At 37.2% G+C, this 18,994-nt stretch carries 9 protein-coding genes; 4 read left to right on the forward strand and 5 right to left on the reverse strand.

Annotation, left to right across the window (positions count from 1 at the left end):
- Positions 1-658: 658 nt before the first annotated feature.
- Both ACQ334_RS17345 and ACQ334_RS17350 read right to left on the reverse strand, forming a co-directional pair.
- Complete coding sequence (locus ACQ334_RS17345; RefSeq protein WP_430989517.1) at positions 659-1,948, reverse strand: RagB/SusD family nutrient uptake outer membrane protein; 1,290 nt, start codon at positions 1,946-1,948, stop codon at positions 659-661.
- 25 nt (positions 1,949-1,973) lie between these two features.
- A complete protein-coding gene (locus tag ACQ334_RS17350; protein WP_430989518.1) occupies positions 1,974-4,922 on the reverse strand; it encodes a SusC/RagA family TonB-linked outer membrane protein in 2,949 nt (982 codons plus the stop codon).
- 487 nt (positions 4,923-5,409) lie between these two features.
- Here ACQ334_RS17350 and ACQ334_RS17355 point away from each other — a divergent pair, with 487 nt between their 5' ends.
- Positions 5,410-8,427, forward strand: coding sequence for a histidine kinase (locus ACQ334_RS17355; RefSeq protein ID WP_430989519.1), 3,018 nt, complete (start codon positions 5,410-5,412; stop codon positions 8,425-8,427).
- Positions 8,424-9,047, forward strand: a complete 624-nt coding sequence (locus ACQ334_RS17360) for a response regulator transcription factor (RefSeq protein ID WP_430989520.1) — start codon at positions 8,424-8,426, stop codon at positions 9,045-9,047. The genes ACQ334_RS17355 and ACQ334_RS17360 overlap by 4 nt, the downstream gene beginning before the upstream one ends.
- Before the next feature lie 75 nt (positions 9,048-9,122).
- Here ACQ334_RS17360 and ACQ334_RS17365 read toward each other — a convergent pair whose 3' ends face one another.
- Positions 9,123-9,923 carry an MBL fold metallo-hydrolase gene (locus ACQ334_RS17365; RefSeq protein WP_430989521.1) on the reverse strand — a complete coding sequence of 267 codons (801 nt, stop codon included), beginning with the start codon at positions 9,921-9,923 and terminating at the stop codon, positions 9,123-9,125.
- Between the two features lie 562 nt (positions 9,924-10,485).
- On the opposite strand from ACQ334_RS17365, the gene ACQ334_RS17370 reads away from it, so the two are divergent.
- Together ACQ334_RS17370 and ACQ334_RS17375 are read left to right on the forward strand one after the other, a co-directional pair.
- Positions 10,486-15,606 (forward strand): T9SS type A sorting domain-containing protein, encoded by a 5,121-nt coding sequence (locus ACQ334_RS17370; protein WP_430989522.1) that lies wholly within the window; start codon positions 10,486-10,488, stop codon positions 15,604-15,606.
- A gap of 301 nt (positions 15,607-15,907) precedes the next feature.
- Complete coding sequence (locus ACQ334_RS17375; protein ID WP_430989523.1) at positions 15,908-16,555, forward strand: Crp/Fnr family transcriptional regulator; 648 nt, start codon at positions 15,908-15,910, stop codon at positions 16,553-16,555.
- 197 nt (positions 16,556-16,752) lie between these two features.
- Here ACQ334_RS17375 and ACQ334_RS17380 read toward each other — a convergent pair whose 3' ends face one another.
- Positions 16,753-17,376, reverse strand: a complete 624-nt coding sequence (locus tag ACQ334_RS17380; protein ID WP_430989524.1) for a response regulator — start codon at positions 17,374-17,376, stop codon at positions 16,753-16,755.
- Positions 17,377-17,453: 77 nt separating this feature from the next.
- Positions 17,454-18,827, reverse strand: coding sequence for a sensor histidine kinase (locus ACQ334_RS17385; RefSeq protein ID WP_430989525.1), 1,374 nt, complete (start codon positions 18,825-18,827; stop codon positions 17,454-17,456).
- Positions 18,828-18,994: the final 167 nt, after the last annotated feature.

Here is an 18,994-nt window from a genome sequence, read left to right on the forward strand (position 1 = left end):
GAAATTTCATTTTAGTAAAGGCCGAAATCAAATTTCAGCATACAAAAAAAGCGAAGTAAAACTTCGCTGTACTCATATTAAAACAGGTAGCTAAATTACGAAATTTATACTATGAAATCCGGTAAAAATTTCTTCCTGTCAAAAGACGCTTCTTTTCAAGAACCGTTCAGCCGGTTGGTTTTAAATAATCCGGCTGCTTAAACTACTTTATTAGTTATTGAGCCAATATAAAACCGGCACAAAGTGCCGGCAGAAGAAAATGAAAAATGTAAAACTGGATTTTCATAGGTCCGGCAGAATATAAGCTTTTACATTTACCGGAAGTGCTTTTTATATTTTGTGAGTAAAGGAAGTTGGGAATAAAAACAATGCTTTTTCATAGAATTCAGTTTTTAGGGATAAGATGGATATTGAATTTAAAACAGGGCCAATTGTATTTTATTTCCAACTTCTACTCAAAGATACTTGTCTTCCGAATTCTTTTACTTACCCTTTCGTGTATCCCAAAAAACACTTTTGTGTAATCCTGCTAACAGGTTTATATGAATTACTGTGATTGATATTATTATTTGCAGGTAAAGTACAGGTATAAAAAAGCAGCATGCTTTTTCAGTACATACATGCTGCTAAAAAATTTAAATAAAAATGAACTGGTAAATTAAAATTCGCTTAAAGGCAAAGGAAATTTTAACCAGGCATCATCATCAATTCTGTCTATTGGCAGCAGGGATAAAAGATTGTATCGGCGCATATCTATCCAGCGATGCCCTTCAAAGTATAAAGAATAGTTACGCTGCTTAAGCATTTCGGTTATCAGTGCAGGTTGGGTAAATGCCCCGGCATAACCGGGAAGGCCATGTCCGTAGCGGATAATATTCAATGCTTTTAAACCATTAAGCAGATCATTGTTTTGTATACTTGCTTCAGCATAGATCAATATTAATTCTTCATTTCTGATGATTGGTATTGAAGCAACAGAAGAAGTATAAACCCATACATCCCTGTTGCCGGAAAGCCCGTTAAGCGAAGCAGCAGTACTTCGTAAAGTAGCTTTGGAAATCCTGTCATCGCCGGCTTCAATACCAGCAGCATAGGAAGGATGTGCTACACGTATCTCTCCATTTTGATCCTGCGGTGTAAAAACCGGATTTAATATATCGCCTGAACCTGATCCAAATGAAGAATATATACCTGTACTGAAACTTCCGGCGAGGTCTAAAAAAGAATCATGCAGATCTTCCAGTGCAATGGTCCATTTTTTTGAATAAAGAGCAACCCTTGCTGCAATGGCACGGTTGAATTTTATCAGTCCGCCGGCGTCATTGAATTTTGTATACCCATTGGATAAAGGAAATATTATTGCCGCACGAGCCAGGTCGCTCCGGGCTGCATCCAGTAGTTTTGTGATTTCGTTTAATGCAGTATCATAGCCAACTATCGGTCCCAACTTGCCCGGGTCAGCAACATCCACTCTAATGCCATTTGAATAAGTTAAATTAAGATTGAGTAAAAGTGAATAAGCTTTTATTGTTTTTGCAAATCCGCTGTAACCTGCTTTTTCAGCATCAGATATCAATGAAGTATTGGCACAGGCCTGTTCCAGCAAATTACAATTCTTAACGACCCTGTAATTGGCTGCCCATATTGCAGTAATATAAAATCCTGCATTGCTTAAAGTTGAACTGCCCATTCCTAACAAATTTGTGGTGTAAGCAGGTTCGGAAGGAGAGAACCGATAGACCTCCCTTCCGATTACACTTACGTCATCTAAGTATAGCGCTATCTTTATCCGCATTCCGCTTTCAGTTCCTGCCACAAGATTGTTTAATTGTTCTTTAGATGCATTTTTTAAAAAATCATTTTCAGTTGGATTATTTAAGCTGCCGAAATCTTTTTTGCAATTGCTGAAACAAAATATTGTTACCAGCAGCAGGAATAGTATACGCATAGTAAAAATTTTTATCCGGTGTTAATTAAAATTCTACTGTAACATGAACGAATGCCCGCTTTTCGGCTGGGTATGGAGCCAGGTCTACCCCGGTAGAAAAACCTGTCCCGAAATTGGATACTTCAGGATCATAGCTTTTATACTTTGTGATAGTAAAAAAATTATTTAATGATGCCCCGATTTTTATTGCATCAGCAAAATGATGCGCTGTATTTTTAAGCGTATAATACAAAGCTATTTCTCTGAACCGGAGATAACCTGCGTCTTCAATAAATAGTTGAGAATTTTTACCGTATTGTTTTATACGGTAAAGTCCATTGGCAATGCCTGACGGATTAGTGATAGCATCATAGTCTGCTGATGTTCCGCCAAAATCATTGGTTAATGAAGTAATATTAATGTTGTCTCCGCCTTTTTTCCAATGTAATAAAAAAGAGAAAGTTAATTTTTTACAGAAAGTGAATTGATTATAGCTGGTCATTTGAAAATCCGGTTCGGCATCACCCAATACACCAACACCATTACCATTAACACCAACAATTTGAGTAGCCGGTTTACCTTGTTCAATTCTGAATGAGCCGCCTAACGAGTATCCAAAGGATCCTTGCGGAACCGGTGGCGTAATTAACCTGGTAACCAAAGATCTGTTGAACCAGTAATTAACTGACGTTGTCCATTGTAATGCAGTGGTTGAAACCGGCTGTGCATTTATGCCTATTTCCACACCACGGTTACGAAGGTCGCCTGCATTTAACCACTTTTGTAAAAAGCCGGATGAGGAAGGAGGGTTTGTCAACATTAAAAAATCATAAATATTTTTAGTATAGTAAGTAAACTCCACTGATAATTTTCCTTTTAAAATTGCCAGGTCAAACCCGGTTTCAAATTCACTTTGTCTTTCTGGCCTTATACCGGGATTGCCCTGAACAATATCTATTAAAGAACCGGCAAGTCCTGAAGTATTGGATACAACGAATGATGTGAACTTACTGCCATAGGCGGGTACGTTATTCGCCTGGCCGTATGCAGCACGGAATTTAATATTATCAAAGAAATTTGTTTTCAGTAAATTCATTTTAGTCACATTCAACGAGAGCCCTGCTTTTGGATAAAAGTAAAACTTGCCGGCATTACCATTGTTTGTTGACCTGTCGAAACGGCTGCCGATATTAAGTGTTATTGCGTCCATAATATTTGCTTCTTCCTGGATAAATATCCCGGTATTTTCAAACTTTGATATGAATTGGGAAGCTGTTAATGATCCGCCCTGTGTGATATTTGATTGCCCGGTAATAAGTTTGGTGGCTACATCCAGCAGGTTATTATAGTTTCCGTTTTCTTTTGTAATACCGGCAGAAGTTGTAAATGCTATTTTAGAAAAAGGAGTGTAATTATTTACGAGTGAAAGCATTATGTTAGAGGCCAGGTTTTTAGTAAAGCCTTGTATTAAAGTACCTTTATTAATTGCCTGGAATTGTAATGGAGAAGGGAATTGTGCATTGGTAATTAAATTATAGAAATCCAATCCGCCGGAAAAGATCAGTTTAGTATTGCTGTACTTATTTTTTTGGAGTATCGCATCAAGGCTCATTCCTGAAAGAAAACGATTGTTCGATTCATTATTTTTCACCAATGCCACAGTTTGTAACGGGTTGGAACCGGCAAATGGATTGTTAGGGTATTTTCCCTGTGCATCGGCGTGTAGTTGTGCAAAAGATGGTGTAGACGAAAGTGCAATGCCAAGTGTTACACCCGTATTATCATTACCGGTTAAACCTCTGTCTGCTGAGGTGCTGATAAAGCTGGTATTTATTGCAACTTTAATGCTTTTACTAATTTGGTGATCGGCATTTAAACGGAAGCTGCTGTTTTTGTATCCTGTATATTTTACAATTCCACTTTCATCTTTTTGCATTGCAGAAAAATAGAACCGTGTTTTTTCGTTTCCACCCCGTATGCTTACAGCTGTGTTGCGGCCAAAACCGGTATTACCAAAAATTTCTTTTTCGTAATCATAAATTTCTCCTGCTGCTTGTGCGGTTAAAAATTGCTGCCTGTATAATGCGCTTGTTGCACTATCGCTTGATAAACCTGCGGCTTTATTGGCATCAAATACACGAACACCTAATAATTTACTTGCCTTTATTATACCAGCATCCTGCGAAAAACTGATCTTGGTTTTACCGGCATTTCCTTTTTTGGTTGTAATAATGATTACGCCTGCTGCGGCTTTGGAACCATAGATAGCAGCAGCAGAGGCACCTTTCAATATTTCAATCTTATCAATATCTTCTGGTTTTATATCCGCAATCCTGTTAACCTGGTTATCCTGGTTAGAAGTTATGGAGGCGGTTGACAGCGAAGCCTTCGTTATAAAATTCAATCCGCCGGATGTGGCAGTATTATCAGCAAACATGCCATCAATTATGTACAGGGGTTGTGTATTTCCATATATAGAGGTAACCCCTCTCAATTTAACTGAAACACCACCACCGGGAGCGCCGGTGTTTGCATTTATAAAAGCGCCGGGGATTTTTCCATTGATTGCGGCATCAAATGTTTGCGCAGGCGCAATTTCATTTAATAAGGCAGCAGAAATAGTAGTCACTGCGTTAGGACTGTTACGGCGTTTAATGGTAGTAGTTAACCCGGTAACAATCACCTCGTCCAGTTTGGCAATATCTTCAGGCATAACTATTTGTAAAGCTGCAGCATCAGTAGTGCTGATGGTTTGAGTTATATAACCAGGTGCACTTACTTCAAGTATTGCAAGGGCGGGGGCGGACAAGGAAAATTTTCCATTAACATCTGTTAATACTACAAGATTACCATGTTTTACTGCTATGGTGGCAAGTATTGCATTACCATTAATATCCGCCACCTTTCCCGTTATATTTTTATTTTGGCCAAATCCTGATATAGTAAAAGAAAAAAAATAAATAAGTAGCAACACCTGTGTAAATATATTTTTCATAACAGTATATTAACTAGTAGAAAATAAAACCGGGTAATTCATTTTTATTACACTCAATGGAATAGAGGTAGTACATGCCGGGTTAAAAACTTTACGGTAATCTGTTTGCATGTTATTTAATAACCAACGACATAAGAAAAACCAATGTCTGTAAACTCCAGGCTTGGATCTGGCAAATAAAAAATTTTTACAAGGATGAGGTTTGCTGTTAAGAGCAATAAGTGTCGGTGACAGGTAACAAAATTAAAAATAAATAGTATAAATTTTACTACCCTTTTGGGTATACGAAAAATATATTTTGTTCGAAAATATTTTGTGTAATAAGAAAATATTTTGAGACTGTATTTGGCACTTTTGTGTACTATACAGGCTTTGTATTCCAAGTACATTTGTAGTGAGTTCTTTTGCTGTAAAAATTGCAGCTATAAGATGCTTTATAATTATGCCGTTCAAAGTAATTTGTAAATATCAATTTTTATTAGTTTTAATGGCAGTCAGTTTAATTTATACCAACTGCTATAGCCAGAATTATACTAACCTCTTCTTTAAACGTTATGCCTCTCCCGGGGAGCTACCCAGCGGCAGTTGTTCTAACATATACAAGGATAATTATGGCTTTTTATGGATTGGTACTGGTTATGGAATAAGTGTATTTAATGGGAAAGAATTCAGCAATATATCAATGTACTCCGACAATAAGGGTTTTTACCTGGGTGATGCCCCGCAGAATTTTCTTCAACTTGATAAAGACCGGTTACTGATAACCTGCACAAATGGATTGTTTATTTTTTACTATAAAGACAAACATATAATCCAGGTTAACGTCAACCTGCAGAAATCGCCGGAGGAGCGGATAGAGATAATAGGTTTTGACAGAACACAGCAAAGGATAATAATTAAGACGGCGGGCAGTGTTTATTTATTTGATACAAATCTGAAGCAAACCGGGTTATTAAAGTGTGTGAATGAAAGCAGGGATGTATATGTAAGGAACGAATACACGTATCCTTATTGTTTTTATTATTCTAATAACAAACATTTAGTGTCGCTTAATATTGAAACCGGGCTCACGGATTCTTTATTATTAATGCCCGGTGAAAAAGGCCTGGTTGTAAACGGGCAAAAAGAAAATCTATTTCTTGTTGTTTCATCTACAAAAATAATACAGATCAATGTATCTGATTTGATGATAATAAAAACAGCGGACGTGCCACCAGAAAAATATGGCTATTTTTTTTTCCCCCGTACTACAAAAATGGATGAACAGGGAGCATTTTGGATAGGAGGGGAAACTAATCTTTTTGTGTATAATACTGACAGCAATAAAATTACCATCGTAGATGCTTCCATCAGTAACTTTTCTGTGAAGAAGCTGAATAAATTTAGTGTCTATGATATATGGATAGATAAAGAATCGCTTTTTGCAGCCTGTTACCGTGGAGGATTATTTGAAAATAAGAAACGGTTAAATAAATTTAGCGATTATCACCTGGCAGATACTTTAAATGCCGCTACTTTTTCCATGGTAATTGATAAAGGAGTTATCCTTGGGGCAAATGATTTAAAAGGGATCTACGGTTTTTCATTAAATAAAAATGCCCGCCCTGCATTTTATCCTGTGGCAAACAGCAACAGTGCTATCTTACAAATTGAAAGAATAGATAAGGACCATCTCTGGGTACTTTTCGATGAATATTTTAAGATGGGTATTATTGATACCAGGTCGATGTCTTTAACGGGTCAGCAACTTTCTATAAACAACATCACCCGCCCTTACTTCGATTCTATTAACAATTTCCGCTTGCTTTCAAGGGATTTTCGTCCGGTGATTAAAAATATTGCAGAAGGGCTATCATACATTACCGTAGGCAGGGCATTGTTCAGCATAACCGGAACAATAAAGCAGGGTTTTAAATTTAATTTAGTGGATACCATTGTTTCAAGTGGTGCTGTTTCCTGTATTTCTTCGGGTAATATTTTTATTCTTGGAAGTACAAAAGGGGAGCTTTTTGTTTTAGAGAATAACCGGTTAATAAAAAAAGCCGATGCTTTGAACGATATTTTCTTACCGGTAAAAGGCCTGGATAATGATAAGTATGGAAATGTATACTCCATGACATCGAATGGACTGTACATTTATAACAATAACTTTTTACTTTCAAAGAGTTTGTTGAAACCAGTGTACGGTATGATGGATAATAAAATTTATTCCGGTAAAATGGATAACCAGGGGGTGTTATGGATGACTACTTTTGGAGGAATTATGGCCTATAATTCAGTTACCGATGAATTGGCTAATTATCCCTCCTCCGGGCTTACAAGAAATGTAGGATTTATTACCAAAGCAATGGCGTTCGATAATGATCATATTTTCTTTGGCGGCGGCGAAGGAATTACACAAGTGAATACAAAAGAACAGGTAGCAGACCCACTAAAAACAAAACTGTACTTTGATGAAATAAAAAATGGCAATAAGGTATTGCATTCGGGTATGGTACCGGGTTCCATAGCGGAAGAATTACCTTTTAATTACGACGATAATTCTTTTAGTTTTTCTTTTAAATCAATATCGTATCAGCAATCAGAAGGTATTTATTATAAATACAAATTAGAAGGGGTGGACACCTTATGGCATTTTGTAGATAAGGGTAAACAACTTAATTTTTTAAGCCTTTCTGCAGGAAAGTACAAATTATTTATCAAAGAAATTTATCCTAATAATCAGCCTGGTGCCCAGATATCTTATTCTTTTACAATAAAAAAACCTTTTTGGAAAACGATAACTTTCGGCATTTTATCAGTACTGGTTTCAGCAAGTTTAGTAACGCTGATCATCGTATTTATTTTTAGAAAAAAATTAGAACAGCAACGGATAAAAGCATACCGGCAAATAGCCTTAAAAAATGAAAGGGAAAGAATTTCACAGGATCTTCATGACGATCTTGGCACCGGGCTTACCTCTATAAGATTATTGACTAAAACATTATTGGCCCGGCAAGGGCAGGCGCCGGGTAATAATATGCTTGATAGTATCGGAAAAATTTCAGCCGGCCTCATCGATCAAATGAGCGAAATCATATGGCTGCTCAATCATATGGATGATACATTGAACGGGTTAATGGCACATTTACGAATGTTCATAGCTGAATATTTACAAAGGACTGAATCGGATGTTAAACTGGAATTTATTAATAATTGCAAAATTGAAAATAACATCAGCAGCATCCAGCGACGGAATATTTTACTTGTATCGAAGGAGATATTCAACAATGCTATTAAATACTCCAATGGAACATTGTTTAGTGTCAATTGCTCCTGTAACGAAGAAAGAATATTATTGGTTTTTAAAGATAATGGTATTGGATTACCGCCGGTAAGTAATCCTAATGGCAATGGTCTTAATAATATAAGGAAGCGGATAGCGGCTATTAACGGAAGCGTAAAATTTGAGAATGATAATGGAGCTGTAATAACTATTGAAATACCCAAAGAGAAAACTATATGATAACCGTATGTATTGTAGATGATCAAAAAATAATGTCACAGACATTGGAACTTATTATTAACGAATCAGAAGATATCGGGTGCGTTGGCATATTTTCAAATGCCGAATCATTTATCGAGCAATATGAAGAACTGCGGCCCGATGTGACACTGATGGATATTGACTTGCCTGGAATGTCGGGGATCGAGGCAATATTCAATATAAAATCAGGATACCCGAGAGCTAAGTTTTTAGTGCTTACTATCTTCAATGATGATGAGAAAGTTTTTAACGCTTTAAAAGCGGGAGCAGGCGGCTATTTATTAAAGAAGCATTCCTTTGACCTGTTGCTGGAGAATATAAAAGAGCTCTATTTTGGCGGGGCACCAATGTCGCCTGAAATAGCAAAAAAATTAATCGGGTACTTCCAAAGGGATAATGGCAGGATGCAACTTAATAACCTTACTGATAAAGAGAAAAAAGTGCTGGAATTAATAGTAGAAGGTTATTTGTATAAGGAAATAGCCGGCAACCTGGGAGTAACGATTGATGCTATAAAAAAACATGCGCACAATATTTATGAAAAGCTGCATGTGCGTACCAGGAGTGAAGCCATAAGAAAATATCTTTCCGGAAACTAATAATAAGAGATGCTATGAAGTTATATTGTTAAGCAGAATTTGACCGTTGGTATTGATGCTGAAAATTATTAACTATTACATACAAACCTGTTCTTTACTTTTCATTCTTAAAAATTCGGTCTTGTCGTGGGAAGAGAAGAATTCTATTTTATCGTTGTTTTTTAAATAGAGATCTCTTAATTTTTTTTCGGTATCTGCTCTGTCTTTTTTATTATCTGTAACAACGGCTTGTAGCAACTTGTATTGAAAAGGTGTTTTGGCTGCACCATATTTAATAGTTTTCTTATCATAATAGGCATCCCCGCAGTGAAGCAAAGTTTGTCCATTAAAATTTAGTAATACGCCACAATGTCCATTAGTATGTCCTTTTAAATCCACCAGCAAAATATCTCTGTTATCTTTAAATATTTCACCGGTCGCAAAATTGTTCCATTTTGTATTATTAAGTTCAATTTTTAACCAAATATATGTTCCGGAAATTTGCTTTAAATTCGGACGAAATCTTACTTTTTTTGAATTAAATGTATTTTCATATTCAACAGCAGAAGTTATTAAAATTGCATTTGGAAAGTCGTCTATCCCACCGATATGATCTTCGTGTAAATGTGTTAAAATTATAAATTTCACATCTCCGGCATTGTAACCTAATTGCTGTATTTGATTGTATGCAGTTTCATTAATATTTAATATTGGATTTACCATTTTTCTAAACAGTAAAGTAAGCCTCGATCCTGGCGAATTAATATCTTTCCTCCCTAATCCTGTATCAATAAGTATTAACCCTTTATCCGTATCCAGGAGTAAACAATGGCAAATTATTTTCCCCGAAAGAGGTTTTAAGGTTGCACAATTTAAATGGAACAGTTTATTAATCATTTTATAAAATCGGGTATGGTTCCGTTATAACAAGGAATCAAACGGTTAAATATTTTTTTGTAATTTTTTATCAAATATATGCAATGCCACCCGGCGTTACAGCTGATTACAGGTAAGGTAGATTCTTGCGATTATGAAAAAAATAAGCGACCACTATAAATCAAAACTTTTGATATAGTTCCCAACTGGTATTTTACCAGCCAAGTTTGTTTTTAACAGCTTTACTTATTTACCAGGAATTGACGTATGTCAAGAAATATATTCGTTGCAGGAGGCTGCATATATATTTGCAATGTAAAAAACGTACCGTAAAATTACTAACCTCTTTCTATCGTAAAAACCCTTGGCCAATATTTTATAAAAGCAAGGGGACAAAATTAATTTCCCTGTTACGCCCGAAATTCCGACAATCCGAAAAATAATACCATGCACAGGTGTTGTAACTATTACTACAGTTATAACACCTGGCGGTATTGACTTGTGAAGTTACCACTAAAACAACTATTTAAATAAATAGCGTTAGGTGCAATTGAAACAATGCTATAAGAAAAATTGAACTACAATGAAACAAAGACTACATTTAAAAATGTTTGTGGTACTGGCCTTTTTGCTCGTGCAACAACTGTCTGCTTGGGCCCAGGTAAGTATCAACTACCCTGGTCCGGCGCAAGGGCTTACACGTGGTACAGGTAAAAGCAATCTTACGGTACAATTGGGTTTTACTGCGGTTTGTACCGGCACAACGGTTACCATTGCCCTGCCTCCATCAATAAACTATGTGGCAGGTTCTGTTACTAAAACAGCGGGTTCATTAACAGGCAGCACTATTACAGAAAATAATATAGCTAATCTTAATGCGCCTGTATTTTCTGTTAATGGTGTTACTTCAGCAGGCGATATTACTTTTACCATTAGCAGGCAGGCTGATTGCGGAGCTTTGGCAAATGGTAAAGATACTGTAAAAGTTAACAGCACCGATTGTGGTACTGCCATAGAAAATAATGCAAGTACCAATACCTATAATATTCTTGCTCCTGTGCTGAGCCTTATACCCCCTGCAGCAATTACCAACGCTGTGATAGGTACAACGGCTACACGAACTATTACAATTACCAATGGCGGTAATGGTTGTACAGATACGGTTCGTTTTTATGTGGTATATCCTGCTGGAGGCATTATAAATACAGCGGCTAATGCTATTACTGCAAATGGAACTTCGTTTAGCCCAAGTAGTAATAATGGCGATACTTTATTTTACAAAATATTTGGCGCTACCCTTTTTGGTGGCGACAACTTGTTGTGCAATGGCGAAACAGTAACTATTACAGAACCTGTTAAAATAGTAAAATGTGCTACCACCAGTGCTTACAGTGCAACGTGGGGCAATAAGTGTCAAACTGCTACCGGCACAAGTGCTGTTACAATGGCTAATGGTGTGCCTGTTTTAACCACTACAATTGTAGAAAATACCGTGATGAGTCCTTGCACACCCGGTAATGTTACGGTTACTTTTTCTAATACAGGTAGCGGTGGCAGTGCCGGTGCAATGTATAATATTGTTACACAGCTCGGCAACTTAAATCCCAATTTACCCAATGTGGTTTTTGGGCCAACAAATACAACAGGAAGTAACACAACAACCGGGGTTACTTTTAATAATTTTATGATAAATAGTGTACCAGTAACGGTAACACAAACCGGTACAGGTGCATGGATAGCAGACATGAGCCAGTTTACAACTGACCCTGACGGGGCTGGTGGTTTAACCGACCTTGATGGCGACGGTCAGTTTGACGACCTGGCACCGGGAGCTGCTCTTGTGATTACCATGAAACGGGAATACCAACCTTTTGCACCATGTGTGATACCAGATTATTACCGGAAAATAGGTGCTAAAGCAACCTTCAATACAATGTGCGGCACGCTTACTGCTCCCTTGGCTACGTTAGGTGGCACCACAGCACAGTCAACCAGTCATGTGGTTATTCCAACGGCACCAACTTTAGTTTCGGGAGGTACGCCGTTTACGATAAGGTTTTGTCATTCAGGTTTTGGAAGCCAGGGATTTTCTTTGCCTACCGATAGTTTATACCTTAAAATGGATTTGCCTGCAGGAATTGCCTATGTACCTGGAACGGGGCAGTTTAACGGTGGGGCAGCAGCAACTATTTCCAGTTCCGGCACTACGCTGATTATTTCGGCAAAAAGAAATGGAGCGACTCTTTTTTGTTTTAATGCCGATTTTATATACACCTGTGGTGCAAGCGGAAATATTGTAATCCCCTACGAGATATATCATGTACTGGCCAGGTCCTGTAATGCTATTGAGTCATTCAAGTGTGGTACCCTTACCATAACTACCAAGTGCCCGGCACCTTGCCCGACAGGTATCGCAAATCTTAGTCCTGCCGCAACTAGAACAAACTATGGTTGGACCAATACTACCATGACGGCAAAGGTAGATCCTGCCACACTCACATCACTTGCCCGTAAAACGGCCACGGTATACGATACAATTGAGATCATTCAACCAGGTAAACAATCCGGGTCTTACAGCAATTTATATTACTCTTACCAAATGAATAAAGCTGGCTCGGCTGATGTGGTAAAATTTGAAGGCGGTACCATCAATTATAAAGCAGGAGGTACGGGGCCAACAATTAGCTGCCTGATGCCAGCTTATACCAATATGAGTACAGCAACCTTAACTAAATGGGTATGGAACTTTACGCCTTTAATGGGAGGTGCATGTGGCTTTCCTGCTGCTTTGGTAAGCGGGGATAGTGTTTGGATAGATATGAAGCTTTCGGTAACAAATGCCAATTCTAATAACTTGTTTGCTATAACTCTTACCGCACCACCAAATCAATTGAGTTATATGTATAACCTTGATGCCGCATCAGCAGAGCAGTACTGCGATGTGTGGGCACCAGACTTTTATCTGGTGGGTTTAAAAAACAGCTCTACTACCAATTATGCAGCTACGCCTTTTAATTTAACCGGTTGTACTCCTGCCACTACCAGTTTTGTTAACTATGGGTTTACTACAGGCGAGGCAGGTGATATATTTCCGGCTGAGTACAGACCAGCTGTATCCATAGATTCAATTGTAATCCTTTTTCCTCCCGGAATTACCTGGACAGGAGCTATGCCAACAATGCTTGTAGATACTTTCATAACCGCATATAATCCAAGGTCAACTGCAATGGGTACTACCGCCACGATGACCGGTAACAGGTTGGTGTTGAAAAATTTTGGCAATGGTTATTTCAGCGATTTATTGCCGCAAAACTACACACACAACCACAACACTTATTTTGAAGTAGTAGCGTCTTGTGCAGCTGCTGCCACTAATAATAATTTTGTGGTGACTACTTACGGAAAAAGCTTTGTATATGCCGGTGCTAATATCCCTTTTGTTTCCACTTATAGCGGAACAGGTGCCAGTTTAACTGCTAATTACGATGCTACTACCAAACCCAATATTACGGTGCAAAATAACACGGGTGTAATACAAGGTGTATTGCCTCAGCAATACTGGGATGTGCAGGTAAATAGTAGCGGAACTACAACGGCACCTTATGTTTGGTTTGCATTGGAAAAAAGCACAGGCAGTGGCGGTATTAGTATAGATAGTGTTGTACTTAAACCAAGTAATGTGGTATTAACAGCATTAACTTATAATACCACCGATAAATGGTACAAGGTAAGCACTGCAGGTTTAACAAGCGGCAGCTTCCAGCAGGCAAGGGTGTATTTTAAATACAGCAGTTGTTCGGCAGATAGCATACTGCTAAAATCCGGTTGGAACTGTACAGGTTACCCTGGCCCCGATCCACTTACAGGTTATTCATGTACTGCGGCACAAACATATTTAAAAGTAATACCGCAACCCAGTCAGGTGCAATTGAGTGTAACCAGGCAACCAGGAAATGGCTCATCAATATCATTGTGCAATACAGACAGTGTGCTGGTGGTAATAAACAGTGCGCAGGCGGGTAACCTCATATCTCCTTACGTAAATGTATATCCGCCGGCAGGCGTAAGTATACAGCTGCCCGTACAGGTAGAGTATCCGCTGGGTAGCGGTAATTATCAAAATACAATTGCCACTGCAATAAGCGGCGGTTATAAATTAGATATTACCTCACATACAGGCATAGGTGTAAATGGCTTACCGGGCACAATAACCAACCCTGGCACTGCCGGGCGCCAGGCAAAACTAAAAGTAATGTTTAATACTACCTGTGGTATCACTTCGGGAAGTCCATTGTCTTTTGAACCATATGGTACACAACCTTGTGGTGCCCCGGCTATTGGTAATGGCATAACTGTACAAACAGGGGGCATTACTATCACCGGAGCCTCAACCTCTGGTGGCGCAGGCATTACCATGGGCGTGGGTGCATCATCAATAAGTTGCGGTACGGCTACCACACTTAATCTTTCCACCACTCCTGTAATAACACCTACGCAAACAGGAGATACGGTTATCTATACTATTCCTGCCGGGCTTTTATACAATGGTAATTTTATGGGAACAGGTTTTGGCACAATAACTACAGCGTTTGGGCCAGGTGGTACTACACTGGTTAAAATACCATTACCAGCAGGTGTAGCTGCAGGCACAGTTATTAATTACAGTTTTGATGTGGTTGGCGGGGGTACAGGGGGCTGTGGTAATGTAAATATACTTGCCGCTGCAAAAAGAGATATAGCGCCGCTGATGTGCGGCGGAGTAGCTTGTACCAGCAGTACAGTTATTATCGGCACGGCTACATCCGGTACCATTACACTTACCAGGCCATCACTCAGTACAAGTAACTTTACCTTTACAGAAAACCTGGCTACGTCGCCCAGGGTTATAAACTACTCCTTTAATATTGCCAATAGTGGCACACAGGCGGCAAGTGCCGGAGCCTACCTGGTTAAAATATACTGTGGTGCTGATAACACCGGCAAAGTACTGGCAACATTTACTACAAATGCAGTGGGTATTGGATCAGCCATTACACAAACCGGTTCTTTTATTTATGCGGCCTACACAGATTGTGCTAAAGGTAGTCCACTGTTTTTGCAAATACAGGATACCACTGCAGCAGGCGTAAAGGTATGTTTATGTAACAGCCCTGCCGGTTCTTTATCTGCACAGGTATTACCGGTTAAATTAACGGCCTTTACAGGTACTCCAGATAATTGCAATGCTAACCTTGCGTGGATAACTATCGAAGAAACCAATTTTAATTATTTTGAAGTAGAACAAAGTACAGATGCTGTTAATTTTGTAAAAATTGCAACTGTTAATGGTAGAGGTTTCAGTAATGGAAGTACTTATGCAGGGGTATATAATCAGCCTGCAAAAGTAACTTACTACCGCCTTAAGATGGTTGATAAAAACGGTGCAACTACTTTTAGCAATCTTGTTGTTGTTAAAACAAACTGTACAACAAATTTGAATGTAAGCGTTTATCCTAACCCTGTAAAAAATACAGTAACACTTACAGGTTTAAGTGGGCAAACAGAATTACGATTGGTTAATGTATTGGGCCAGGTACTAACATCGGTATTCACCTTTAATAGTACACAGCAAATTGATTTAAGTAAATACCCTGCCGCAACTTATATGCTGCAGGTAGTGCAAAATAATGCTATAATAAAAAATATAAAACTGATTAAAGAATAGTAGTATAGCTTTTTTAAATTATAGCCGGGCAAGAGAATGCTTTGCCCGGCTTTTTGCGATAGTATTGCTATTAATTATTAGCCGGCAGGTACGGAAAATTAAATATTTAGAATCACTTGCTTGTTTATTGATATAGTATATGTTTTGTGTATTGTATTTTAGGTTTCTGTAAATAAGGACTAAAGTAAAATGCCCAATCGTTTTTATTCAACAAACATTTTTTTCTATATTTTTAAAATAAAGAATAGAATGTTTGCTATAAAGCGGTAACCTTATTTATTGTTAAAAAATGTATTAAAAAATGAATTTCTTTTTTGAAGAATATCCTTTGTCTAAAAAGACTATATCAAATTTATATAAGGAGAAGAATTACGCATATTGTTGTTTAGTAGATCTGTTGGTTTTTTTAGGCGTAAATGACATTGAAGACCCGATGTCGCTTAAATCATTTTTTAAGTTTACTAAAATAGAAAAGGATACGATACTATTAGCTGAAAATCATATGGCTGATAAGTTATTATACATAGCAAAAGGGGCTATTAAAAATACAATTACAGTAATGGGAAAAGAGCAAGTCTTTTTATTATTATCGGAAGGTAATTTTGTGACAGGTTTTGATAGTTTTATGAATCAATCAATTTCTAAATCGAATATTATCACGACAGAGGATTCTGTTCTTTTGGAAATTTCCTATAAGGATTTTTTAGAATTGCTATTGCTTTATCCTCAATTACAAATAGCAATAGACAATGCAAAATATATTTTTATGAGATTTCTTCAGGAAATGGCGGTAATGTCAAAATTTGAATCTAAACAACGGTATGAATTTCTTCTTTCTAAAATGCCTCAAATTACTAATCGGTTTCAGTTAAAATACCAGGCATCTTTTTTAGGAATGAAACCCGAAACGCTTAGCCGTATTCGAAATGAAATTGCAAAAAAGCAGTAGTATAAATTTATAAAAAACATTTTATTCCTCATTGGTATTTCAACAGATACTTTTAATAACAGACATAGTATGATGTACACTAAAATTGAGACATGAGTTTAAGGTTTAATCATTTTTGATGTATTGCGATATGGTTATTCATTTTTTTTAACTACCGAATTCTTAGATTTAGCTATTTTACGCACTGGAAAAAAATACTAGGAGTTTGTCAAAAATTTTTTGATTGCCTCACTTCTCGTCCTTACGTGTAATTTATCGTAAATACTCTGGGTATGTTTTTTTATGGCATCGATAGTAACAGACATTTGTGCTGCAATTTCCTTATATAAAAAACCATCCACCAGAAGCTGTAAAACAATTTTTTCTTTTTCGGTCAGGTTTGTAAAATCGTTAATGCTTACCTGTTTCTGAAAATGTAAGATTACTTTTCTTGCTACTTCGGCAGTCATTGGCGCTCCTCCTTCCGAAACAGAGATCAATGCTGATTCCAGGTTTTTATAGGCATCTTTTTTTAGTAAATATCCATCGGCTCCTGCCCTTAGTGCATTAAATAATTTATCATCATCACTGTAGTTGGTAAGTACCAGGAATTTTGTATTAGGGTAACTGGATTTTAACAGGGTTATTACTTCAATTCCGCCTACACCAGGTAAATCAAGATCAACAATGGTAATATCCGGTTGTAAGCTATCAAACTCCTTTAGCAGTTTCTCGGCTGAGGAGAATGCGCCGATAATTTGCATGTTTCCTGATTCATTTAAAATCTGTTCAACAGCATCCAGTGAAATTTGCTGATCATCAACTATGCAAACACTTTTCATGCAATATTTTTTATTTGCTGAGTCTAAATTAGATTAATTAAATTGGGTTACAGCAGCACTTTTGTGTAGTAACGATTTTAAACTAATGGAATTTCTAATTTAAATACCGATCCTGATTTGCTGCTCCCGGAGCAGGTTAAATTTCCTTGCATTCTTTCAGCTGCTCTTTTTGCACAGGCAAGCCCGAGGCCGTTCCCTGTTTTAAACCTGGAATCATTCTGAATTCTTTTAAAGGGTAAAAATATTGATGTAAAATATTTTTCCGGGATACCTATTCCATTATCTCTTACAATTAAAAAAACGGAGCTCTTTATTTTTTCATAAGTTATCGCTACTTCCGGTATTGGCGAAAGGTTGTACTTTATTCCATTATCAATCAGATTATAAATAATTGTGGAAAAAAGAAGTTGGTTAGCTTTTATAAAAAAAGCGGATTCAGTTAACAGGATTCTTGCTTTGGGGTACCGGAGGACAATACTTTTTCTTATGATATCAATTTCCTTCATCACATCAAATTGCGTTAATTCATTTTCAATATTGATAATGCGGTTATAGGAAAACAGGCCGGTTACCAGCAGATCGATTTGCTGTAACCCGTTTTTTACTAATTCCAGGTTCTTTTTTGTTTCCCCGTTTATTTTATCACGTAATTCTGATTCAATTTTTTCCAGAAAAAAAGCGGATACATGCAGGGGCGTCTGCATTGTATGAGAAGCTGCAATACTAAATGTTTTTAGGTCGTCATTTTGTAGCTGCACTTTTGCCTGTGCTTCTGCTATCTTTTGCTGTTTAAGCAATAAATTTTTTTCTCTTAAACGGGTAATATAAATATACACCATTACATCAATGAAGACCGTTAGTATCTGGCTGATCAATAGAACAATATTTGTTGCTGGTATATCTTTTAAAGCGTTTAAAGCAGGTAAATAATTTTGTAAGGATGTGGTTTCTATGATAAAAAAAGCCAGGCATAAAATAATACTGATCAGTAACCATTTTCTTTCGTGGTAAGAATAAACAAAGTTGCAGTCGATTGCCAGGATAAGAAAAAAATTATCCAGCATGGTATTGTGCGAAAACCAGCAGGAAGCTAAAAAGAGCATGGCTACAGAAAAAATGATTAATAGTAGCCGGGAGGAGATGGTGAGCCCATTGCGATTTAAAAAAATGGGTAGCAGCCAGACTATTCCGCTGAATATAAACATCAGACCCGGTAAGATATCATCAATAAAAAAGAACAGGAACCCTGTGAGAGAGTTTATTAAAAAAGTTACTATCGCAATCAGGTTCATTTGGATAATATACATCTGCTTTGATTCATCTTTTTCCCTTATTACTCCCGTCAGGGAAATGGATAAAGTAAGGCGTTTAAGCTTTCCGGATAGTTTTGATAAAAAAAAAGCAGTTGCAGGATTTCTTTTTTTACGGAGTGTTAATAGGCTGTTACGCATATACCTGTTTCCTTTAATAATGAAATATGAATAGATCTGTTTTTAAAGGAAAGGCTTTTCAAATTTATATTTTTATTGTAGGGTACACAAAAGTATTTTCTGTAATACCCATAGGTGTAGCAGTAATCTGTTTCTTAAAAGATATTTTTGTTGTACGATCTTAAAAG

The sequence above is a fragment of the Ferruginibacter sp. SUN106 genome (genome assembly GCF_050611765.1).
Lineage (GTDB): Bacteria > Bacteroidota > Bacteroidia > Chitinophagales > Chitinophagaceae > Ferruginibacter.

Bases quoted from the DNA above. Each gene is read 5' to 3' on its own strand.
- ACQ334_RS17345 (WP_430989517.1), bottom strand. From the start codon at position 1,948: ATGCGTATACTATTCCTGCTGCTGGTAACAATATTTTGTTTCAGCAAT.
- ACQ334_RS17350 (WP_430989518.1), bottom strand. From the start codon at position 4,922: ATGAAAAATATATTTACACAGGTGTTGCTACTTATTTATTTTTTTTCT.
- ACQ334_RS17355 (WP_430989519.1), top strand. From the start codon at position 5,410: ATGGCAGTCAGTTTAATTTATACCAACTGCTATAGCCAGAATTATACT.
- ACQ334_RS17360 (WP_430989520.1), top strand. From the start codon at position 8,424: ATGATAACCGTATGTATTGTAGATGATCAAAAAATAATGTCACAGACA.
- ACQ334_RS17365 (WP_430989521.1), bottom strand. From the start codon at position 9,923: ATGATTAATAAACTGTTCCATTTAAATTGTGCAACCTTAAAACCTCTT.
- ACQ334_RS17370 (WP_430989522.1), top strand. From the start codon at position 10,486: ATGAAACAAAGACTACATTTAAAAATGTTTGTGGTACTGGCCTTTTTG.
- ACQ334_RS17375 (WP_430989523.1), top strand. From the start codon at position 15,908: ATGAATTTCTTTTTTGAAGAATATCCTTTGTCTAAAAAGACTATATCA.
- ACQ334_RS17380 (WP_430989524.1), bottom strand. From the start codon at position 17,376: ATGAAAAGTGTTTGCATAGTTGATGATCAGCAAATTTCACTGGATGCT.
- ACQ334_RS17385 (WP_430989525.1), bottom strand. From the start codon at position 18,827: ATGCGTAACAGCCTATTAACACTCCGTAAAAAAAGAAATCCTGCAACT.